Origin of the sequence: Asticcacaulis sp. DW145 (assembly GCF_037101385.1) — a bacterium.
GTDB classification, from domain to species: Bacteria; Pseudomonadota; Alphaproteobacteria; order Caulobacterales; family Caulobacteraceae; genus Asticcacaulis; species Asticcacaulis currens.
Genome location: NZ_AP029024.1, coordinates 1575653 through 1596124, shown reverse-complemented (window position 1 = coordinate 1596124; position 20472 = coordinate 1575653). Strand labels below are relative to the sequence as shown.

At 62.0% G+C, this 20472-nt stretch carries 21 protein-coding genes; 10 read left to right on the top strand and 11 right to left on the bottom strand.

Annotation, left to right across the window (positions count from 1 at the left end):
- Positions 1 to 143 precede the first annotated feature (143 nt).
- From AACH73_RS07350 to AACH73_RS07325, 6 genes are all read left to right on the top strand, one after another.
- The gene (locus tag AACH73_RS07350; protein WP_338734466.1) at positions 144 to 2528 is read left to right on the top strand and encodes a glycoside hydrolase family 3 N-terminal domain-containing protein; all 2385 of its coding nucleotides are present in this window, start codon (positions 144 to 146) and stop codon (positions 2526 to 2528) included.
- Between the two features lie 167 nt (positions 2529 to 2695).
- A complete protein-coding gene (locus AACH73_RS07345) occupies positions 2696 to 2932 on the top strand; it encodes a hypothetical protein (protein WP_272741241.1) in 237 nt (78 codons plus the stop codon).
- Positions 2933 to 3050: 118 nt separating this feature from the next.
- Positions 3051 to 3236: a (2Fe-2S)-binding protein gene (locus AACH73_RS07340; RefSeq protein WP_013479094.1), complete on the top strand. Its 186-nt coding sequence runs from the start codon at positions 3051 to 3053 to the stop codon at positions 3234 to 3236.
- A gap of 47 nt (positions 3237 to 3283) precedes the next feature.
- The gene (bfr, locus tag AACH73_RS07335) at positions 3284 to 3769 is read left to right on the top strand and encodes a bacterioferritin (RefSeq protein ID WP_272741240.1); all 486 of its coding nucleotides are present in this window, start codon (positions 3284 to 3286) and stop codon (positions 3767 to 3769) included.
- A 113-nt stretch (positions 3770 to 3882) separates the two neighbouring features.
- A complete protein-coding gene (locus tag AACH73_RS07330) occupies positions 3883 to 4791 on the top strand; it encodes a methyltransferase (protein ID WP_272741239.1) in 909 nt (302 codons plus the stop codon).
- Between the two features lie 32 nt (positions 4792 to 4823).
- Entirely contained in the window at positions 4824 to 6152 is a 1329-nt protein-coding gene (locus AACH73_RS07325) for an alpha/beta fold hydrolase (protein ID WP_338734465.1), read from the top strand.
- 106 nt (positions 6153 to 6258) lie between these two features.
- On the opposite strand, the gene hisN is transcribed toward AACH73_RS07325, so the two are convergent.
- The 8 genes from hisN to ubiA all read right to left on the bottom strand — a co-directional run bounded on the left by hisN (position 6259) and on the right by ubiA (position 15064).
- The gene (hisN, locus tag AACH73_RS07320) at positions 6259 to 7086 is read right to left on the bottom strand and encodes a histidinol-phosphatase (protein ID WP_338734464.1); all 828 of its coding nucleotides are present in this window, start codon (positions 7084 to 7086) and stop codon (positions 6259 to 6261) included.
- Positions 7087 to 7282: 196 nt separating this feature from the next.
- Positions 7283 to 7666 (bottom strand): helix-turn-helix domain-containing protein, encoded by a 384-nt coding sequence (locus AACH73_RS07315; RefSeq protein ID WP_013479089.1) that lies wholly within the window; start codon positions 7664 to 7666, stop codon positions 7283 to 7285.
- Between the two features lie 99 nt (positions 7667 to 7765).
- Positions 7766 to 10630, bottom strand: a complete 2865-nt coding sequence (locus AACH73_RS07310; RefSeq protein ID WP_338734463.1) for an insulinase family protein — start codon at positions 10628 to 10630, stop codon at positions 7766 to 7768.
- A gap of 63 nt (positions 10631 to 10693) precedes the next feature.
- Positions 10694 to 12283, bottom strand: a complete 1590-nt coding sequence (locus AACH73_RS07305; protein ID WP_338734462.1) for a phospholipid carrier-dependent glycosyltransferase — start codon at positions 12281 to 12283, stop codon at positions 10694 to 10696.
- A gap of 60 nt (positions 12284 to 12343) precedes the next feature.
- Positions 12344 to 12682 (bottom strand): VOC family protein, encoded by a 339-nt coding sequence (locus AACH73_RS07300; protein WP_338734461.1) that lies wholly within the window; start codon positions 12680 to 12682, stop codon positions 12344 to 12346.
- Positions 12679 to 13323 carry a 50S ribosomal protein L11 methyltransferase gene (locus tag AACH73_RS07295; protein WP_338734460.1) on the bottom strand — a complete coding sequence of 215 codons (645 nt, stop codon included), beginning with the start codon at positions 13321 to 13323 and terminating at the stop codon, positions 12679 to 12681. The genes AACH73_RS07300 and AACH73_RS07295 overlap by 4 nt, the downstream gene beginning before the upstream one ends.
- Positions 13320 to 14111: a DUF3298 and DUF4163 domain-containing protein gene (locus AACH73_RS07290; protein ID WP_272741232.1), complete on the bottom strand. Its 792-nt coding sequence runs from the start codon at positions 14109 to 14111 to the stop codon at positions 13320 to 13322. Before AACH73_RS07290 ends, AACH73_RS07295 begins: the two co-directional genes overlap by 4 nt.
- A 26-nt stretch (positions 14112 to 14137) precedes the next feature.
- Positions 14138 to 15064, bottom strand: a complete 927-nt coding sequence (gene ubiA / locus AACH73_RS07285; protein WP_338734459.1) for a 4-hydroxybenzoate octaprenyltransferase — start codon at positions 15062 to 15064, stop codon at positions 14138 to 14140.
- A 220-nt stretch (positions 15065 to 15284) separates the two neighbouring features.
- Here ubiA and AACH73_RS07280 point away from each other — a divergent pair, with 220 nt between their 5' ends.
- Genes AACH73_RS07280 through AACH73_RS07270 form a run of 3 tightly spaced genes read left to right on the top strand, consistent with a single transcriptional unit; the run spans position 15285 to position 17022 of the window.
- Positions 15285 to 15650 carry a PadR family transcriptional regulator gene (locus AACH73_RS07280; RefSeq protein ID WP_272741230.1) on the top strand — a complete coding sequence of 122 codons (366 nt, stop codon included), beginning with the start codon at positions 15285 to 15287 and terminating at the stop codon, positions 15648 to 15650.
- A gap of 5 nt (positions 15651 to 15655) precedes the next feature.
- Complete coding sequence (locus AACH73_RS07275; RefSeq protein WP_272741229.1) at positions 15656 to 16222, top strand: DUF1700 domain-containing protein; 567 nt, start codon at positions 15656 to 15658, stop codon at positions 16220 to 16222.
- Between the two features lie 17 nt (positions 16223 to 16239).
- The gene (locus AACH73_RS07270) at positions 16240 to 17022 is read left to right on the top strand and encodes a DUF2807 domain-containing protein (RefSeq protein ID WP_338734458.1); all 783 of its coding nucleotides are present in this window, start codon (positions 16240 to 16242) and stop codon (positions 17020 to 17022) included.
- A gap of 43 nt (positions 17023 to 17065) precedes the next feature.
- Here the strand turns inward: AACH73_RS07270 and AACH73_RS07265 are convergent, their stop codons facing one another.
- Positions 17066 to 17635 (bottom strand): hypothetical protein, encoded by a 570-nt coding sequence (locus AACH73_RS07265; protein ID WP_338734457.1) that lies wholly within the window; start codon positions 17633 to 17635, stop codon positions 17066 to 17068.
- Positions 17636 to 17773: 138 nt separating this feature from the next.
- Between AACH73_RS07265 and AACH73_RS07260 the strand changes: the two genes are divergently transcribed.
- Positions 17774 to 18136, top strand: a complete 363-nt coding sequence (locus AACH73_RS07260) for a VOC family protein (RefSeq protein WP_338734456.1) — start codon at positions 17774 to 17776, stop codon at positions 18134 to 18136.
- Here AACH73_RS07260 and AACH73_RS07255 read toward each other — a convergent pair.
- Complete coding sequence (locus tag AACH73_RS07255) at positions 18129 to 19490, bottom strand: ATP-binding protein (RefSeq protein WP_338734455.1); 1362 nt, start codon at positions 19488 to 19490, stop codon at positions 18129 to 18131. The genes AACH73_RS07260 and AACH73_RS07255 overlap by 8 nt on opposite strands.
- A gap of 188 nt (positions 19491 to 19678) precedes the next feature.
- A complete protein-coding gene (locus AACH73_RS07250; protein WP_013479076.1) occupies positions 19679 to 20380 on the bottom strand; it encodes a response regulator in 702 nt (233 codons plus the stop codon).
- Between the last annotated feature and the right edge of the window lie 92 nt (positions 20381 to 20472).

Here is a 20472-nt window from a genome sequence, read left to right as displayed (position 1 = left end):
CGTCAATAAGAGCGGCGGCAGGGCGGAATCCTTGTGCGGCGCAATAAATATAGCCGTGGTGTGGAAAGTGTGCGGTCACACAAAACGGTCAATCAGAAATGTGAAACGGGATGCGTCCCGCGACGACCACAGGGAGACAAGTCATGACCTTGCAACTGAACCGACGCCATTTTGCTGCCGGTGTCAGCGCTACCGCTCTGGCGGTTTCGGCCGCTTCACACGCCGCCACGGACAAACCGCTGTATAAGGACGCCTCGGCCTCGGTCGAAGCCCGCACCGCCGACCTGCTCAAGCGTATGACGCTCGAGGAAAAGGTCGCCCAGATGATGTGCATCTGGCTGCAAAAGGGCAAGATCCAGAACGATAAGGGCGATTTCGATGCCAAAAAGGCCAGCGAAGCCTTCCCCAATGGTCTCGGCATGATTGCGCGCCCGTCCGATCGCCGCGGCGTCGAAAACACGCAGGCCAATGCCGGTGCCGATGTCGGCGTGGTCAACCGCAATCCGCTGGAAACCGCCACCTATATCAATGCCGCTCAGAAGTGGGCTGTCGAAAAGACCCGTCTCGGCATTCCGATGTTCATGCACGAGGAAAGCCTGCACGGCTATGTGGCGCGTGACTCCACCTCCTTCCCGCAGGCCATCGGTCTGGCGTCGAGCTTCGATCCGCAACTGGTTGAGAAGGTGTTTTCGGTCTGTGCCCGCGAGATGCGCGCGCGCGGGGCCAATCTGGCGCTGGCACCGGTGGTCGATGTCTGCCGTGAGCCGCGCTGGGGCCGCGTTGAAGAGACCTATGGCGAAGACACCCACCTGATGGGCGTGATGGGCAAGGCCGCGGTTACCGGCTTCTCAGGCACGGATCGCAAGCTGGCCAAGGACAAGGTCTTTGCCACGCTGAAGCACATGACCGGCCACGGCCAGCCGGAAAACGGCACCAATGTCGGCCCGGCACCGATTTCCGAGCGCACCCTGCGCGAGGTTTTCTTCCCGCCGTTTGAAAAGATCGTCAAGGAGACCCCGATCGCGGCGGTCATGCCGTCCTATAACGAAATCGACGGCGTGCCGTCGCACGCCAACAAGTGGCTGCTCGACACCGTGTTGCGCGGTGAGTGGGGCTTCAAGGGCGTGCTGGTGTCCGACTATTTCGCCATCAAGGAAATGATCAGCCGTCACCATCTGGTGCCGGATATGACCGAAGCCGCCTATCGTGCCGTCAAGGCCGGGGTGGATATCGAGACGCCGGACGGCGAAGCCTATCCGAACCTGATCAAGCTGGTGCAATCAGGTCGCGTATCCGAAGCCGAGATCGACGCCATCGTTCACCGTATTCTTGAGCTGAAATTCCTCGGCGGCCTGTTCGAAAACCCCTATGTCGATGCCAAGCAGGCTGACAAGCTGACGGCGACGCCCGACGCCATTGCCCTGGCCCGCGAAGCCGCCGTGCGTTCAGCGGTGCTGCTGAAAAACAATGGCGTCCTGCCGCTGGATGGCAAAAAGGTCGGTAAGCTGCTGCTGCTCGGCACGCACGCCAAGGACACGCCCATCGGCGGCTATTCGGAAATCCCGCGTCACGTCGTCTCCATCCACGAAGGGCTGGAGAAGGAAGCCAAGGCGCAGGGCTTCACGCTGGAATACCGTGAGGCCATCCGTCTCACCGAAAAGCGCGACTGGGCGGCGGACCAGGTGAAGTTCGTCGATCCGGCGGTCAATGCCAAGCTGATCGCCGAGGCGGTCGAAGCCGCCAAATCTGCTGACACCATCGTAATGGTGCTGGGCGACAATGAGCAGACCTCGCGCGAAGCCTGGGCCGATAACCACCTCGGTGACCGCGAGTCGCTGGACCTGATCGGGCAGCAGAACGATCTGGCGGCCGCCATTTTTGCGCTGAAAAAACCGACCGTGGTCTTCCTGCTCAATGGCCGTCCGCTGTCGATCAACCTGCTTCAGGACAAGGCCGACGCCATCATCGAAGGCTGGTATCTGGGGCAGGAGACGGGCCACGCCGCCGCCGACCTGCTGTTCGGGCGCGCCAATCCGGGCGGCAAGCTGCCCATCACCTTCGCGCGCAATGTCGGTCAGTTGCCGGTCTTCTATAACCACAAGCCGACGGCACGCCGGGGCTATCTCGATGGCGATGTCACGCCGCTCTATCCGTTCGGCTTCGGCCTCAGCTATACCACCTTCGACATTTCGGCGCCGCGCCTGTCGAAGGCCAGTATTTCGGCTAACGAAAGCCTGACCGTCTCGGTCGATGTGACCAATACGGGCAAGCTGAAGGGCGACGAAGTGGTGCAACTCTATATCCGTGACGACTATTCGTCGGTCACGCGCCCGATCAAGGAGCTTAAGGGCTTTAAGCGCGTGACGCTGGAACCGGGCGCAAAGACCACGGTGACGCTCAGCATCACCCCGGCCGATCTTGCCTTCTTTGATACCGACATGAAGCGCGTGGTCGAGGCCGGTACCTTCACCATCATGGTCGGGCCCAACAGCCGCGACCTGAAAACGACTACCCTGACCGTGGCGTGACGGTCGGGTCTGGCGGATGCCGCAGCCCCTGCGGCGTCCGCCATTTTCCTGTTTTGGGCGGCGGCTTGATAGGGCCGGGGCCTTCTGCTAGAGCGGCTTTCTGATGAAGGCCGCTCTGTCTGTTTGGGAATCTGACCCTGACGGGCGGCAAGCCATGGAGTTTCCTTTTGACCACCCTGACTGTCGCTGAAGCGCTCGAAAACGTCTACACCTCGCTGATCGACGACAATGCGCAACTGGACACGCACATTGCGGCGCTGAAGACCGCTCTGGCGGCTGAGGGGCAGAAAGAAGCGATCGTCGAGCCGTCGCGTCTGGCGCAGAACAACCGCGCGGGTCGCAAGCTTATGCAGTCCTATTTCAAGAAGCGCGGCGTTACTGTGACCTTCAAGGAACAGGCCTGAGTTTTTGAGAAGCATTCGCGAACTTCGCGTTGCGAGTGACTTGCAATTGAATGTGGGTGATGCTATCTGAGACGCATTCTCAGATTTGGCTCTGTATGCCGGACTCACAGGTTCCCTCGTGTACGTTTGCAATTGTAACGCTATCCGCGAAAGAGACGCGCAAAAGGCCATTTTATCGGGGGCAACCACGGTAAAAGCCGTCTTCAACCATTGCCAGACTCGTCCGCAATGCGCCAAATGTGTCTGCGACATCCGGCAGATGATCGAGGACGTCAGCGCCACCGTGCGGCTGGCGGCTGAATAGACAGCGTTTTCGGCCCTGCCGCCACCGTCAACCCCAGGAGTGCGGCCATGCAGGGCAATCCGGCGATTATCAAGCTTCTCAACACCGTCCTCACCAATGAGCTGACGGCGATCAACCAGTATTTTCTCCATGCACGTATGCTGGAAAACTGGGGCCTGACCCATCTGGGCCGCATCGTCTATCAGGAATCCATCGAGGAGATGAAGCACGCCGATCTGCTGATCAAGCGCATATTCTTTCTGGAGGGCCTGCCCAATCTTCAGGACCTGCACAAGCTGAGGATCGGAGAAACCATCACCGAGTGCCTGACCGCCGATCTGTCGGTCGAAACGCGCGGTCATGGCGTCCTGGTCGCCGGCATCAAGCAGTGCGAAGACGTGCAGGACTATGTCAGCCGCGACCTGTTGAGACACATCCTCTCGGACACCGAACATCATATCGACTGGCTGGAAACGCAGCTCGGTCTGATCAAACTGATGGGCGAGCCCAACTACCTGCAAAGCGCCATGAAGGAAATCGAGGGCGAAGCCTGATCCGCTGCGTATCGCTGGCGCTTGTTGGGGCTTTTGTCCCGCAAGAGGCTTCACAGGGCGCAGAAACCGCTTTAGGTTTCGACGACTGAAAACGAGTTCTTCCGGGTAGCCGATTGGCGCGTGACCATTCCAAACTGAGTTTCGACCGGCGCGGCGTCTTGCGTCTGGGTTTGACGGCGTCGGTGCTGGCCTGCGGCGCGGGCCTTGTTGCCTGCGGCCGCAAGAGTGAAACCGCGCCCGCCAGCGGGGCCGCCGAAGAGGGCACTTTGCCGTGGGCCGTCGGGGGGAAGTGGCGCAACGACATCGACCGTCAGCGCGACAAGTTCCGTCACCCCATTGAAACGCTGGAATTTTTCGAGATCAAGCCGCGCGACACGGTCATAGATATGTGGCCCGGTGCCGGCTATATGACCGACATTCTGGCGCCGTGGCTGGCGCGCGGCAAAGGGCGCTATGTGGCCGCCCTGATCGAAAACGAGGCGACGGCCCCGGAGGCCGCGACCCTGACCGCCGAATATCGCCGCCGTTTTACCGCCGACCCCAAGCTCTATGGCGAACTGGCCTTTTCCGCCTTCGGGCCGCAGACGGGGGCGCTGGCCGATGCGGAAAGCGTCGATTCCGTTCTCTTCCTGCTGGTGCTGCATGACTGGATGGCCGCCGGTCTGGCCGAAAAAGCGTTTGCCGATGCCTTCGCGGCGCTCAAGCCCGGCGGTCTTCTGGGCATCGAGCAGCATCGCGCCGACGTCGGCAATGCGCAGGACCCGGCAGCCACCAATGGCTATGTGCAGGAGCCTTTCGTCAAGCAACTGGCGGCCGAGGCGGGATTCGAGTTCCTTGAAGCGTCCGAGATCAACGCCAATCCCAAGGACAACAAGGCCCATCCCTTCGGTGTGTGGACCCTGCCGCCCTATCGGCTGACGGCCCCGCGAGGGGAGCCGCCAAATCCGGATTTTGATGGTACACTGTACGAGTCCATCGGTGAAAGCGACCGGATGACGCTTAGATTCCGCAAGCCCGCCTGATACACTGACTGACCCTGTTTGAGACCGCACCCGTGACACGCATCGCTTCCCTCTCCACCGCCGCGCCGCTGATGGCGATACCGGAATACCGGCCGCCCGAAGGGGGCGTGGGTGAATGGTTCCGCGGGGCAGGGGGGCTGCGGCTGCGGCTGGGCTTCTGGCACCCCAGGGGACCGGCGCGCGGTACCGTCTTCGTCAGCCCCGGTCGCGCCGAACCGATCGAGAAATATTATGAGGTCGTCGCCGATCTGCTGGAACGCCGTTTCTGCGTCGTCGTACACGACTGGCGGGGGCAGGGGCTGTCGGCGCGTTTATTGCCCGACCGTCTCAAAGGTCATGCGCGTTCCGAAGACGAGTTTCTGGATGATTATCAACGCCTGCTCGACGGCTTTGAGGACCGCGCGCCCAAGCCGTGGGTGATGCTGGGCCACTCGATGGGCGCGGCCCTCAATCTGGCGACCCTGACGCGCGGTGAGGAGCGTTTCAGCGCTGCCGTCTTCATCAATCCGATGCTGCGCATCAAGACGGGCAAACATTCCCTGTGGTCGGTGATGTTTCAGACCGACTGGAAGGTCAAACACGGTCAGGCCAGTGAGTACGTGCCGGAACTGTTTGACGATCCGTTCGAACACACCTTCGAAGAAGACGCCCTGACCCACGATGCGGTGCGCTATAATCTGTGGCGCGAACAACTGTTTGCCTGTCCGCATCTGGCGGTGGGCACGCCGACCTGGGGCTGGCTTTTGTTTGCGCTGCGTATCGGCGACACCCTGCTCAAGGACAAGGGCAAGGTGCTGAAGAAGATCCGCGCGCCGGTTTCGGTGGTCATTTCTAGCGACGACAGCCTGATGATGAAGCAGCCGACCAAGGCCTTCGTCAAGAAGCTGACCAAGGGACGCTGCATCGAAATTGCCGGGGCCGACCACGAGATTTTGATGGAAACGGACGCCTATCGCCGGGCCTTCTGGGCCGAATTTGACGAGTCGATCAGCTTCAACCTGCCCTCGGAGGCCCTGCCCGCGACCCCGGCCGGAGTGCCTGTGGCCGAGGTGGAGGTCAGCGAACCTGTGGCCCCTGCTGCGACCGAAGTGTTTGATTCGCACGTCCCCGCTGAGCCCGTGCCTGAGACAGTGGTCGGTGCTGAGCCCGCGGACACCGAAGCGCGTCCGGTAACGGCGCAACCGATCTTCTCTTCCTATGAACTGAACGACATCCCCGTCTATGCGCCGCAACCGCCGCCGGAACGCTTGTCGGTGCCGGAAGGCCTGCGCGCCAAGCGGGATGAGGTCGAGGTCGAGGACTGGGAAGAGACCCCAGCAGAAACCGCCGAAGGAACGCCAGCCGACGTTAGAGCGAAATGACTTTAAGAGGAATCGCCATTTCGCTCTAAATTTTTGTTTTGTCGCGATGTTTTTGCGGAAAACCGCTCACACTTTTCCGCACATCGCTTTAGCGCCCAAACCGTAATCAGTGCACTTCTGCGGGCTTTGAGGCGGGGGACAGGTGCTCGATAGCGGCCTCAAGCACGGCGCGTGAACCGGCGGCCATGACCTGACCACCATAAGGACCAACGGGCGCACCCGCCCAGTCGGTCACCACACCGCCGGCGTTTTCGATCACCGGAATGATGGCGTCGATGTCCCAGGCCTTCAGCCCCGTTTCCAGCGCGCCGTCCATCGTCCCCTGCGCCACCATGGCAAAGGCGTAGGCGTCGCAGCCATAGCGCATCAGCTTGGACGCCTTGCGCAGAGCGGTAAAGGCGGGCTCTTCGTCACCCGAATAAAGGTGGGGGTCGGTGGTGGCCAGCACGGCCTGATCCAGCGCAGCGCAGGCGCGCACCCGCAGCGGCGTCGATCCCGAATGGGTGATCAGGCGCGAACCGAGGGGCGAACCGAGGAAGATTTCCTTAAGGAAGGGCTGGGCGATGACGCCCATAATCGGGCGGCCCTTATGGCGCAGGCCGATCAGGGTGGTCCAAAGAGGCAAGCCGGAGATAAAGGCGCGCGTGCCGTCGATGGGGTCCAGCACCCACACATAGTCGGCTTCGGTGCGCACCGTGCCGTATTCTTCGCCAATAATGCCGTGATCGGGATATTCGGCCTCGATCAGGGCGCGGATGGCGCGTTCGGCCCCCTTGTCGGCTTCGGTCACCGGGTCAAAGCCGCTCGAATGGCCGGGCTTGCTCACTTCACCCAGTTCGACGGAACGGAACAGCGGCAGGGCGACGCCCGCCGCTGCTTCCGCCAGACGAAGGATAAAGGCTTCCAGAGTTTCGAGTTCGGCTGAGGATGCCATAGATCACCTTGTGCACGTTGAATCGCGCGCATGTGTAGGCGTCCGCCGGGCGGAACTCAATACTTATACCAACGGCCGAAGATGCTGACGACATCCGGGCCGTTGAAAACTCGAGAATGTCTCATATGTGTCAGCGACATGAGACAGTCTCGAAAGGCATACCAAGAGGCATTTTCAATGCCTCTTGGTATGAAGACTAGGCCGCGGTTTCGGTTTCGGTGTTCAGCGATTTGGCCAGATCGAGCAGGCGGCGGCGCGGACGCTCCGACAGGCGGTAATAGGCCTGAATGAGGTCGAGCGTTTCCTTGCGCGAAAACACTTCGATGCCTTCGTTCTGCACGGCGGCCACTTCGGTCGTATTGTCTTCGAGGCCATCGTAGAAATAGGTGACCGGGGTTTCCAGCGCCTTGGCGAGCTGGAACAGGCGGGCGGCGGAAATGCGGTTGGCCCCGCATTCGTATTTCTGGATTTGCTGGAAGCGGATGCCGACAGCCAGCGCCAGTTGCTGCTGGGTCAGACCCAGCAGGCGACGGCGGCGACGCAGACGCTTGCCCAGGTGCAGGTCGATATCGTTAGCCATGGAGTTATCCCTCGTTCTATCTGTAAGCGTGCCGTTCCGGGACGGCTCGCCTGTGAGGGTTCAAATGGCGTGCCAGCGTTATGAGCGTCTGGCGGGGGATCAGGAGGCCTTGGAGTCGCTTTTCGGCACAGGTAGCACCACGGTCTTCAGCGCTTTGGAGGGGTCAAGGTAGCGTTTAGCCAGCGCCTGAAGATCGGCGGGGGTAAGCGAATCGAGCAGGGCCTGACGCTTCAGTACATAGTCGCGCTGACCGGCATTGGCGTCGATTCCGGACAGGGCCGCCAGCCAGTAGCCGTTATTGCGATCCTCTTCGGCCATGCGGCGCGACAGCAACTGTCGCCCGCGCAGCAGTTCGTCATCGGTCACCGGCGCGCTTTTCAGCCCGTCGATCAGGCTGAGGAAGCCGGTATAGAAGCTGCTTTCAGCCCCCGGATAGAGTTGCACCGTGGCCGACAGATAGCCGAAGTCTTTAAATCCTGTGGAGGGCACATGGCGCGCCAGAGGCACGTAGGTGGTGCCGGTTTCGTCACGCCCCGCCTCATAATGGCGCAGGCTCAGAACCTCGGCCAGCAGGTCGAGCCCCAGACCGGTCTTCGGGTCGCTGTAGCGGTCGGTGGTGGGGAAGGCGATCATCATCAGCGCCTGTTCGGCACTGCCCTGATGATACAGGGTCTTGTAAAGGCCCGTGGTCGGAAAATGCGCCGTCTCCCCGCCGTCGGGGGCGGGGGTGTAGCGGGCGGGCAGGGGCGGCAGGACACCAAAGGTGGCATCCAGCGCCGGGCGGGCCTGTTCGGGCGTGATATCGCCGACAATGACGATTTCGAGCGGGGTGTCGTGCAGGGAGCGCCGGATCAGGTCGGCAATGCGGTCGTTACCAAGGCTCAGCATGTCCGCCTGCGACAGGGGCGTCAGGCGCGCATCGCCATCATAGACCAGTCGCGGCAGGTGCATGGCCATGACGCCCGACGGGCTGGCCGAGGCGTAGGTATAGTAGGCGGGCATGGAATGGCGCAGGCGTTCCAGATAGGCCGGATCGAAGGCGGCATCGGAATAGAAGGCGCGCAGTAACTGCATTTCGCGGGCAAAATCGTGCGGCGTGCTTTGCCCCATCAGGACGGCGGAGTCTTCGGTGAGACGATAGGCAAGGTCGAAATTCATCCCCGCCAGCGATTCTTCGATCTCGCTGGCCGACATTTTGTTCAGCCCGCCCTGAAAAATATCATAGAAATTCAGGGCAAAGGCCGCATCGGGCGTTTTGGGTGACAAACGCTTCAGCCCGCCCAGAGCTCGCACGCTGACCATTACCGACCCGGCTTGCAGCTTTGACGGCTTGATCGTCACCTTAAGGCCATTGGCATAGGTCAGGCGCGTCGTGCCCAGCGCCGCGTCCTGTTCGGTGCGGACCGGCGCGACCGGTGCGCCGAAATCGGCATAGGCCCAGGCCTTGTCCGTTTCCGCCTCCGGCGCGGCGACGGGGGCTTTTTCCAGCACCGCATAGGTCTTTTCAAGGGCTGCGGCGTCCAGCCCGGCCACCGGGGCGGGCCCACTCAGTGAGATCAGTGGGCCGTCGCGCTGCATTAGCGACTTCATGTAGGTGTTGATCGCCTCACGCGACAGGTCGGGCTTAAGCTCCTTGTAGAATTGCAGGTCCTGCGCCGGGGAATTGATGACGTAACGATCCTCGATCGAGCCGGCGATCATGTCGGCGATCCATTCGTTCGCGCGCGTGGTGGCGCTATCGACCCGTTGCCGCAGTCCGGCCTCGTAATCGGCGGCGGCGCGGGCAAATTCCGCCTCGCTGAAGCCGTATTCGCCGACCTGTCGCGCCAGGGTCAGGGCCTCGGTAAGGGCCTTTTGCGTTTCGCCCGGCTTGGGCATGACCATCAGGCTGAGGCTTTCGCCCGTGCGCTGAAAGGATTGACGGTTGAGGCCGACGCGGGCAAGGGCGCTGTCCGGGCGGGCGGCCGCGCGTTCCAGACGGTTGTTCAGCGCCGCCAGCGCCAGATGCTCACGCATCATGTCGCGCACGGCCGCGCGGTTCTGAAAGCGCGTATCGGCGGGCTTCAGCCAGGCAATGTCGATGATCTCCGGCAGGCCGGGTTCGAAATAGGTGGTACCGCGCGGCCCTTTGGCTATGTAGGCCCCGGCATCGCGCACCGCGGGGGCCGGAGTCTTGGCCTTCCATGTGCCGAAGGTCTTTTCGATACGCTTTTCCAGCGCGGTCGGGTCGATATCGCCCACAATGATCAGGGTGGCGCGGTCGGGACGGTAGAAGGTGTCGTAGAAGCGGCGGATCTGCTCACGCGGCGTATAGAGCACAATATCCCGCAACCCCTTTTGCGGCCGCTCCGGCAGGAGCTGACCGGCAAAGGCCGTGCGCAGCCAGTCGTCATAGCGACGCTGAAGCGGCTGATCGGCAGTGTTCAGTTGCGTCACCACCAGCGCGCGGTCGCGCTGATCCGCCGTTTCCGGAAAGCTCAGGCCGAAGGCCACGTCTGACATGACGTTGAAGCCGGTGTCGAGCGTCGCCGCATCGTTGCGCGGCAGGGCGATCTGATAGCTGGTTTCGCCTTCTCCAGTCTGGGTCTGCTGACCCGCCCCCATCTGAATGCCCTGACGCTCAAGCTGACGGAACAGGTCGCCGTCGGGATAATGGGTCGAGCCGGAAAAGGCCATGAAGGTGATGAGGTAGGCAATGCCGCTTTCCTCATCCGCTTCGTCCAGCGGCCCGGCCCCGATGCGCAGACGCATCACCACCTTTCCGGGTTGGGCGACATTCGGATAGAGGACGTAGGTCATGCCGTTGGACAGGCGGCCAAAGCGCGCCTGCGGATCGACGGGCAGGTCGGAATAGAGATGGGCGAATTGCGCACCGGGGGCACCGGCTTTCAGGGGCTCGGCCATCGCGGTGCCGCTCAGCCCGGCCGCCAGCATCAGTCCCAATACCAAAGCCTTCAGTGTCATCCGTCACTCCTCTGTTGACGATGACCTTATCAGGCTTTGGGGCCTTTTGAAGACGGTAGCCGATTAAGATGAGACTGAATGGGCCGGTTTCGGCTTGGGCTGACAGGTCACCATCTTGAAGGGAATATTGCGGGCTTCGCAGGCCGAACGGGACAGGGGCTGGTGGTAGGTGAGGGGCGATATCCAGATAAAGCCCGCCGCCGCCCCGACGCAGACGACACCCAGCACATAGTCCTTATGCGTCTCTATCCACGCAAAACGGCTTTTCAGCACCTGATAGAGCAGGGGCAACAGCATGAAGCTGAGCAGGAGGGCGGCAAAATAATGATAGATATACATGACCCGCTGCGTGCCGAGCCAGATGTGGACCCCCATAAAGACGATCCACATGCCCAAAACCGCCGCGGCAATATCCATCTCATGCGTATCGAGCCACGGCTTTTTCTGAAAGGCGCGCTGCGCCAGCAGGACCAGCGTGGCTAAAAGCGCCAGCCCGCCCAATGTCCAGTTGAACAGGTTGCCCGCCATCTGCACATAGCTGGTGCGGCCCTTGTTGGCGTCCCAGCGATAGGTGATGTTCTTGTTCATCAGCGGCCACAGGGCCGGATTTGAGCCGTTCTTTTCCGTTTTCACAATGCCGGTGAAGTCATTGTTCATGAAGCGGAAATAGCCGTTGGTGGCGTCGTAGAGCACCTGGGGGGTCAAAGGCCCGCGTTTTTCCAGCCACGCCTTGTACGGCTCGGTGATAAAGGGTGCATCCTTGCGCCCGGCATCGGTCTTGAAGTTCGGCGCTACCGGATTGGCGACAGTGTGCAGGACAAAGACGGAGACCATAATGACCGTGAAACTGGCGGCCACTGCCACGGCCTTGGCGGTGATGTGGCCAATCGTGCGGTCCATGGGCCAGCGACTGCGCATCAGGTCGCGCAGGGCCGTGAAGCCCGGCAGGGCCAGCAGGACCACCGTATTGACCTTGACCATAAAGCTCAGTCCGATCAGCGCGCCGAACAGGGCCGCGTGCTTCCAGGTGTCTTTTTGCGGGTCGCAGAAGGCACGCAGCCATATCAGTATGCCAGCCAGCGCAAAGGTGATCTGAAACGGATCGAGGTGCCCGGCGCGAAAATGCACGATCAGCGCGTTTTCAAACACATACAGCAGACTGAATATGGCCGCGGAAAAGGCCTCGCGGGTCAGGGTGAGACAGATCAGGTAAAACAGAACCGCGCCCGCCACGCTGAACAGGCCGCCCATCAGGCGCACGCCGGTGAAGCTGTAGCCGTCGGGAATTTTGCGGGTATCGGTCTTTTTGACCTCTGCCAGAAAGCGGCTGTCGGCCTTATGGGCATCTCCGGCCAGATCGCGGCCGACCTTCATCAGCATGAAGCCCAGAGGCGGATGTGACGCGTAGGAGGCGATATGGCCTTCGTAGCGCTCCAGCGCTGTGACGTAATAGCTTTCGTCCCAGAAGGCGTGCGGCGGATCATTGAGATCGCGCGCAAAATTAAAGCTGGCCAGACAGAGGATGGCAAACCCCAGAAGCCAGCGCAGAACGGGCTCACGCCCCAGAACGCGCATCAGCGGCTCGTCGCCCCATTTGCCGCTGCGGATTTGCGTCCAGCGGGTTTTGACATCGGCAAGCAGGGTGTCGGTCATTTCAATACGCGCGAGTGGGGCCCCGGCCCTTATGGCAAGCCGGGGCAGGGGCGGCAACCCCTATTTGTCGCTCCACACGCCCAGTTCATTGCCTGACGGATCGGTGAAATGAAAACGGCGTCCGCCGGGGAAGCTGAATATGTCCTGAGTCAGTTGCCCGCCCGCCGTCACGACCGTGTCGCGTGAGGCTTCGAGATTTTCGGAATAGAGGATAACCAGCGGCTTGACCGGCCCGTTATCGGCGTCAAACCCACCGTCCAGACCGGCTTCGGACAGGGCGGCATAGGTCGGGCCGTAGTCAATGAAGCGCCAGCCAAACGCCGTCTCATAGAACTGTTTGGTTTCGGGCAGGGCGGTGGCCTGCCATTCGACATAGTCGATCTTGTGATGTGTGCTCATATGAGGCTCCAGACACTGGCGGGTTTCACCGCGCGGTCTTCGATTTGGGTATCGGTATGAATGTCAAACGTGGCCAGCCGTCTCAGCCCTTCGCCGGGGAAGTAGCTGCGATGCGGGTCGCCGACATAGACAGCGATACCCTGCGCCCGGCCTTTACGCAGAAATGTCAGCATGGCGGCGGTCATCGACTTTTCGTAGCAGATATCCCCAGCCAGAATGACATCGACAGCCGGGGGCTCGCCCGATAAGCGGTCCGCCCCGTCAAAGGTGACATCCACGCCGTTCAGGGCCGCATTGAGTGCCACGGCGGCCCCGGCAAACGGGTCGATATCATTGGCGATGACCTGCGCTGCCCCCAGCTTCGCCGCCACTATGCCGACCAGCCCGGAACCACAGGCCAGATCGAGCACCCGCTTGCCCTGAACGGCCTGCTGGTTTTGCCGGAGCCACAGGCCGAGCGCCTGTCCCCCCGCCCACGGAAAGGCCCAGAAGGGCGGAGCCAGACCGTTTTGCGCCAGTTCGGCCTCGGTCATCTCCCACAGGGCCGTGACTTCCGTTGCCTGATAGAGGCTCAGATCGGGCAGGGACGGGACCGGCAGAGGGGTGGTGTGGGCGCGGATAAACGCCGCCGGTTCGCTCATTGCACGGCAGGTGCGGGCACAGGCTCCCCGGCGAAATCTGTCGCATAGGCCGGGCTGATCAGGCCGCGCAGCACCGCCTGGGGCACACGGATCTGATAGGCACCCTCGGCATAGGGGCCGACCTCGTAGGGGGCGAACAGGGCCTCAATGGCGCCGATCTTGCCGGCGGTGGTCGAAGGCACAAGCGCCAGATGGCTTTCGATCAGCCTGGGGCAGGTAAAGCCCGTGGCTGTCTGGGTCGTCGGGGTCTGATTGCGGCGCGAACGCTCGGCCTCGATCTGACGGCAGAGAAACGCGTCGGCGGCCGCAAGGTCGGCATTGGGTGCAAACAGCAGCCGCGCGTCGATCGCCTGTCTGGCCGTCTTGTCCCACAGAACGGTCTGATAACTGGCGTTGGGGTGCGCCCCGCCGGTAAATTCCGACTGCTCGGCATAGAGGGAGGCCAGATGCTCGGACTGAGCGGGCAGGGTCCATTTGATCGCGCGGAAGTAGGGCGGCGGTTCGGAGCCCGCAGCGGTCAGTTCCTTGCGATCCTTGGCTGCCTGATCGGCAAAGGCGGTGAGTTCGCTTTGGCCGTCGGCAAACAGGCGATTGTGCAGTTCCCCAAAGGCCTTGATCGCTTCGGGGAAGGTCAGCCTGACCTCGGCGTCGGGGGTCGTCTGCGCAAATTCAAGCGGTGCGGCCGCCACAGGCGGCGCGTCCTTGTGCGTCTCGTCCCTGCGCGAGCACGACGCCAGCGTCAGCGCGCAAAAAGCGACCATGATCAGCAGGTGCGGTCTCATCCGCATGTCTAACTCCTTAGGGTCGCCCATGATTAAACTGACCAGTGCCCGATCAGAATGGCCGCGACCCACAACAGACCGGTTTCGCGATTCGCCTTGAACAGCTTCAGAAGACGCCCGTTGTCATCGATTCGCAAGGTGTTGACCTGCCAGAAAAGGTGCAGGCACACGGTCGCCAGCCCGGTATAGAGCGGCCAGCTCAGGCCGCCGATGATGGCCCCCACCCCGGTCAGGGCCACGGCGGCGGCATAAAAGAAGGAGACGCCGTTGCGGCCCTGTGCCCCAAGCGCGCGGGCCGAGGATTTGACCCCGATCATGGCGTCGTCCTCTATGTCCTGATAGGCGTAGATGGTGTCGTAGCCCAAGGTCCAGAAGATCAGCCCGGCATAGAAGATAACCGCCCCCGGATTTAGAGTTCCGGTCATGGTCGCTACGCCCATCAGAAAGCCCCAGTTGAAGGTCAGGCCCAGCCACGCCTGCGGCCACCAGGTGATACGCTTCATAAAGGGATAGGCGGCGACCAGACCCAAGGACGCCACCCCCAGCCAGATGGCGGTCAGGCCCAGTTGCAGCAGGATAAGGAGGCTGATCAGCGAGGACAGGGCGACGAACAACAGGGCCTGTTTGGGGCTGATCTGTCCTGACGGGATGGGACGCAAGCGCGTGCGTTCGACCTGTGCATCGAAATCGCGGTCCACGAAGTCGTTATAGGCACAACCGGCCCCGCGCATCAGGGCCGAGCCCAGAGCAAACAGGACCAGCTTATAGAGCACCTCCAGCGACCACGGATTCGCGGCGCCAAAAACCAGGCCCATCGCGCCCGGCAGGAACAGCAGCCAGATACCGATGGGCCGGTCGAAACGACCGAGCCTCAACCACGGGCGCAGGGGGGCGGGCGCATAGAGATCGACCCAGTTGGCTTTGGGGGCATCTGGGAGGGCAAGGGGATCGTGAGTCATGTGCCCTCATTTGCGCCTTTCGCGGGCAGGTGTCGAGGCCCAAGCCGCGTTCCTTTTCGTTTCATCGACGCACACTAGGTTTGGCAAGCTACCTGTTGGTAATGGCTACTACATTACAAATGGTACATGTTTTAAAATGGTATCTTGCAATAAATGATAGCTTGTCATATACACCTCTTCATCACGGGGCGCATACGGCTCCGTCGAAAGGAAAGCGGAGATGGCTGAAACCATTGACATTCAACTGAAGAAAGGCGTGCTCGGCCTGTGCGTGCTGGCGCTTCTGGCCCGCAATGAGAGCTACGCGTATGAGATCGCCTCTACCCTGTCCGACGCGATCGGCATGGGCGAAGGCACCATCTATCCGCTGATGCGGCGGATGCAGAGCGATGGGCTGGTCGATACGCGGCTGGTGGAGTCCTCATCGGGGCCGTCGCGCAAATATTACCGTCTGACCGAGGCCGGTCACGCGGCACTGGCGGCGCAGGCCGCCGAATGGCGCGGCTTTGCCCGCAGCGTCGATGCGCTGCTGGAGGCCGCACCCACTGAGCCGCAACCGGCTCCTACTGAAACGCAAGAGGGGTGAGGGACATGACCCGCAACGAATTTATCAACCGGCTCAAGCAAGGCCTTATCGGTCTGCCTGCCGCCAGCATCGCCGACGTGGTCTCCGACTACGAAGCTCACTTCACGGACGGCGTGGCGGCCGGTCGCAGCGAAGCCGAAGTGGCCGCGGCGCTCGGCGATCCGTCGCGTCTGGCGCGCGAACTGCGGGCCGAAATCGGCCTGAAACAGTGGGAAGACACCAAGTCGCCGTCTTCGGCGGTCAGCGCGGTGTTTGCCGTTCTGGGCCTTGGGGCCATCGACATCCTGATCCTGCTTCCGCTGCTGATGGGTGTGATCGGCACCCTGTTCGGTTTCTTCATGAGCGCCATCGGTATCTTTATCGCCAGCGGCGTGGTCTTTGCCACCGGGGCCTTCTGGATGCCAGGCGGCGTGTTCGCCGCGCTGTTGGGCGGGGTCGGCGGCATGGCTCTGGCTGTCACCATCGCCGGCCTCACGGCTATCGTCAGCGTGTGGCTGGTCAACGGTCTCGTCTGGTACGCCCGTCTGCACTATCGCCTGCTGAAACCCGCGCTTGACGCGCAGAACGCCTGATCGGAGGAGGGAAGACCATGATGATCCGCAAACTTGCCATTATTTCCGGCTCCGCCTTCGTCCTGTCGGTCGCTTGCCTGGCCGGTGCCGCCGGTCTGGCCAGCCATGACATCGCCAAAAACGGCGGGGTGTGGACCCTGTCGGAAGCCGGGGACAAGCACATCCGCTTTATGAAGACCACCAAGGCCGAGATCGCGCCGTCGGTGACGCGTACCCTTGGCTGGAGCGGCAACGAACAGCTCAAGATCGAGCTTCCAGCCGAGGTGGTTTACACGCAAGGGGCCACGCCTTCGGTAACCGTCAATGGCCCCAAGGCCCTGACCGACCGGGTGCGCCTCGAAAACGGCCGTCTTTATCTGGCCGATGGGCCGGATATCGAAAAGGTGGTGCAATTCCGCTTCGGGGAGGGGCATATCGAAGCTCACGCCAGCGACGAGTTGAAAATCGTCATCACCGCGCCTTCGGTTCGGGATTTCGAGATTTCGGGCTCTGGCGATCTGCGCGTCAGCAATTATGACCAGCCCGCCATCGACCTGCACATCAGCGGATCGGGCTCGGCCGAGGTGACGGGCAAGGCCCAGGCCTTGAAGCTTGATATCACAGGTGCCGGTCAGGCGGATCTGTCGGGCCTGAGCGTCGAGGACGCCGATGTCAGCATCTCCGGTTCGGGCGACGCCACCATTGCCCCGACGGGCAAGGTCAAGGTCGATGTGTCGGGTTCCGGCAATGTCGATCTGGAGACCCATCCCGCTCAGCTCGATACCCGCATCAGCGGTGCGGGCAGCGTCGAACAGGACTAGAACCGAAAAGGCCTCTCCGTCAGCGGGGAGGCCTTTTTGATGTTTATGCCCGCAGCGCGTGACGGCCCCTGGCCGCGGGGACGACACGCGCAAAGGGGCGGGGCCCGAACAGGGTCATTTCCATACCGGTTTCGAGTATGTCCCCGCGTTTGGGGGTGCGCAGGAACAGGTCTTCGTCGGGAGTGACGACATAAAGCCCTTCCGGCGCATAGACGACCACAAGGCTTTCGCTGCGCAAAATACCTTCGCCCCACAGCTTGAACTGTGCATAGTAGGGGGCCTGACGCCAGGCGTCCGGGCGTGCCGGGTCCACATCGACATTCAGCGTCGTGCCATTGGGTTCAAGACGCAGGACAAAGCCGGCCGTATTGGGCCGCCACAGACCGTTCAGGTCATCGTGTTTCAGCCACAGGCATTTGAAATCCTGACAGATTTGCGGATGAAGTCCCCAGATGCTGCACCCATCGCTTTCGCGGGTATGGTGACACAGCGTGCCGGCCTTCTTGCCCACGTCCTCGACATCATAGACCTTGCAGCACAGATTGCATTCCCCGCACGCCTTTAGCGGGGCGCGTGAACGGGGGGCCGTTCGATGCGTATGGGCCTTGGCCATGGGAACCTTCTGCTCTGGAGAAGCCGATATTTTTGCGGCTTTAGCGTGCAGAATGGCCCCATATGGTCAATAAAGGGTTAGAAAACAGGGTTAACAGGGCTTCGCTGCGGCAGGCTGGCTCGGGAAAGGCATGTAAAAATGATCGACCATATGAATCTGTTTGTGTCCGACCGCACGCAGAGCAAGCGCTTCTATGAGGCGGCCTTTGCCCCGCTGGGGTACCGTGTGGTCATGGACGGTCCGTGGGGGACGGGTTTCGGTACGCACAAACCCTATCTGTGGCTGGCTGACGGGCAACCGACCGACCACATGCACGTGGCGGTCGTGGCCGAAACACGTGAGGCCGTGGAGGCCTTCTACGCGGCAGCGATGGCGGCCGGGGGGCGTGACAACGGCGCGCCGGGGATTCGCGCCCACTATCATTCGGACTATTACGGGGCTTTCGTGCTTGATCCGGACGGCCACAATATTGAGGCCGTCTGCCACAAACCCCTTAGATAAGCGGGATGCCTATATCGGCGCGCAGGCCGCCCAGCGGGCTTTGATCAAGCCCCAGTTCGCCGCCGTGGCTGCGCACCGTGTCGCGGGCGATGGCCAGACCGAGGCCCACGCCCTTCTTGTTCTGATTGCGTGAATCGTCCAGCCGCGAAAACGGCTTGAGCGCCTCTTCGCGCTTTTCAGGCGGGATGCCGGGGCCATCGTCATCGACGTAGATATGCAGCGATTGTTTGCCGCCCGGCTTGTGCTCGATTTCGGCAGAGACGCGCACCTGAGTGGCGTAGTGAAAGCCGTTCATCACCAGATTGGACAAGGCGCGGCTCAGCGCCATGATGCGGATCGAGGTTTCGACATCTTCGGCCAGGGGCACGAACTCCGGCTGATGACCCGCGCGCCGCGCCCCTTCGACCACCGTTTCCAGTAAGGTGTTGACCGAAGTGATTTGCGGGCTTTCCTGCATTTCACCGCGCGCAAAGGCCAGATATTCGTCGATCATATAGGCCATTTCCGACACGTCCTGCTTCATGCGCTCGGTCGCCGGATCGGCCGGGGCCATGGCCAGTTCCAGCTTCAGCCGCGTCAGGGGCGTGCGCAGGTCGTGGCTCACCGAGGCGAGGAGGGTTGTGCGTTGTTCGATATGGCGCTGGATGCGCGACTTCATCTTCAGGAAGTTCTGCGCGGCGGCGCGCACCTCGGCGGCGCCATAGGGCTTGAAATTGGGGTCGTCTTCGCCGCGTCCGAACTTTTCGGCGGCGACGGACAAGCGCTCGATGGCGCGCACCTGATTGCGGATAAAGAGGATCGACACGGCGGTCAGAAGCAGGGTCGCCCCGGTCATCCACAGCACGAAGATATGGGCTCGGGTGGCGAAGGCGCGTTCACGCGGGGCAATGACGCGGATCACACCGCCCTTGACCTTGACGCGGATATCGACGGCCCCTGCATAGCGGGTGGTGTCAAACCAGAAGGGATCGTCCAGTTGCTCATTGAGCGCGCGCTTCAGCGAACGATCGAGTGCCGCCCACGCATTGCGCCGGCGGTTTTCGGGCAGGGCTCGGCCGGGCTGATAGACGATGGATAACTGCATCGACTTCTGCGCGGCGGCGGAGATGGTGGCCATGGTCTGCGGCGTGGGGTCGGCCTTGTAGGCATCGACGGCCCAGGCGACATCGCCGACCAGCCCTTCCGACAGCTTGGCCGTGACGGTTTCCCAGTGCATGTCGAAAAAGGCCCAGGTCACCGCCACCTGCATCAGGGCGACCGGCAGAACGATGATCAGTAGGGCACGTCCCCACAAGGTCTTGGGGATCTTGCGTTTGAGGAACTGCGGCCAGAATTTGAGACGGGGTATGCGCATACAGACCTTTACGCTTTGACGCTGATCTCCAAATTGCAATGACCTCCTCATTGCGATTTGGCAAGGGCGACTGCCCGCCGCCGCCTACGCGGCGAGCCCCGGCCTATTCATAGGCCGGTGTTTCACCCAAATTGTGCGCAGAGCGCACGGGCGGCCTCTGAGCGCATAGATGAGGATAAGGCGAGGCCTTAATCCGGCGCCAGCATATAGCCCTTGCCGCGCACGGTTTGCAGGTAGCGCGGATTCTTGGGATCGGGCTCAATCTTGCGGCGCAGGCGGGTGACCTGAACGTCCACGGCGCGCCCTGTGGTATCGACGCTGTCCTTGGCAAGGTCCATGCGATCCACCGGCACATTGGCGCGCTCAGCGAGATATTTCAGAAGTTGCGCCTCGGCCTCGGTCAGGCGCACCATCGCCCCGTTGCGCGTCAGTTCGGCGCGTTCAAGATCAAAGGTGATCTGCCCCATGCTGATGGTCTTCGGCAGGGCGGGTTTGACGCCGGTGCGGCGCAGGATCGCTTCGATCCGCAGCAAAAGCTCCTGCGGTTCGAACGGCTTGGACAGATAGTCGTCGGCCCCCAGGCTCAGGCCCATGATACGGTCGTCGGGCAGGCCGCGCGCCGTCAGGATGAGGATGGGGACGTTGGAATGTTGCCGCACCCATTTCGACAGCGAGAACCCGTCTTCGCCGGGCATCATCACGTCGAGGATCAGCAGGTCGAAATCCAGCAGTTGCAGCATCCGCTTGGCGGCGTCGGCATGGGCGGCGGCGGTGACGCGGAAGCCCTGACGCGACAGGAACTCCTTGAGCAGGGTACGGATACGATCGTCGTCATCGACAACCAGCAGGTGGCGAACGACGGCGTCATTGAGGCCGGGCTGAGGGCTCACGTTTAAGTCCTGTCCTTGTTATGGGCGGCGCCCGGAGGCTTGGGCCGGGGCGCTGTCATCGGCGAGACTACAGGCCCACCGGGTGATTTGTC

Bases quoted from the DNA above. Each gene is read 5' to 3' on its own strand.
- AACH73_RS07310 (WP_338734463.1), bottom strand. From the start codon at position 10,630: ATGACACTGAAGGCTTTGGTATTGGGACTGATGCTGGCGGCCGGGCTG.
- AACH73_RS07280 (WP_272741230.1), top strand. From the start codon at position 15,285: ATGGCTGAAACCATTGACATTCAACTGAAGAAAGGCGTGCTCGGCCTG.
- AACH73_RS07295 (WP_338734460.1), bottom strand. From the start codon at position 13,323: ATGAGCGAACCGGCGGCGTTTATCCGCGCCCACACCACCCCTCTGCCG.
- bfr (WP_272741240.1), top strand. From the start codon at position 3,284: ATGCAGGGCAATCCGGCGATTATCAAGCTTCTCAACACCGTCCTCACC.
- AACH73_RS07265 (WP_338734457.1), bottom strand. From the start codon at position 17,635: ATGGCCAAGGCCCATACGCATCGAACGGCCCCCCGTTCACGCGCCCCG.
- hisN (WP_338734464.1), bottom strand. From the start codon at position 7,086: ATGGCATCCTCAGCCGAACTCGAAACTCTGGAAGCCTTTATCCTTCGT.
- AACH73_RS07275 (WP_272741229.1), top strand. From the start codon at position 15,656: ATGACCCGCAACGAATTTATCAACCGGCTCAAGCAAGGCCTTATCGGT.
- AACH73_RS07270 (WP_338734458.1), top strand. From the start codon at position 16,240: ATGATGATCCGCAAACTTGCCATTATTTCCGGCTCCGCCTTCGTCCTG.
- AACH73_RS07290 (WP_272741232.1), bottom strand. From the start codon at position 14,111: ATGCGGATGAGACCGCACCTGCTGATCATGGTCGCTTTTTGCGCGCTG.
- AACH73_RS07350 (WP_338734466.1), top strand. From the start codon at position 144: ATGACCTTGCAACTGAACCGACGCCATTTTGCTGCCGGTGTCAGCGCT.
- AACH73_RS07260 (WP_338734456.1), top strand. From the start codon at position 17,774: ATGATCGACCATATGAATCTGTTTGTGTCCGACCGCACGCAGAGCAAG.
- ubiA (WP_338734459.1), bottom strand. From the start codon at position 15,064: ATGACTCACGATCCCCTTGCCCTCCCAGATGCCCCCAAAGCCAACTGG.
- AACH73_RS07255 (WP_338734455.1), bottom strand. From the start codon at position 19,490: ATGCGCATACCCCGTCTCAAATTCTGGCCGCAGTTCCTCAAACGCAAG.
- AACH73_RS07315 (WP_013479089.1), bottom strand. From the start codon at position 7,666: ATGGCTAACGATATCGACCTGCACCTGGGCAAGCGTCTGCGTCGCCGC.
- AACH73_RS07305 (WP_338734462.1), bottom strand. From the start codon at position 12,283: ATGACCGACACCCTGCTTGCCGATGTCAAAACCCGCTGGACGCAAATC.
- AACH73_RS07300 (WP_338734461.1), bottom strand. From the start codon at position 12,682: ATGAGCACACATCACAAGATCGACTATGTCGAATGGCAGGCCACCGCC.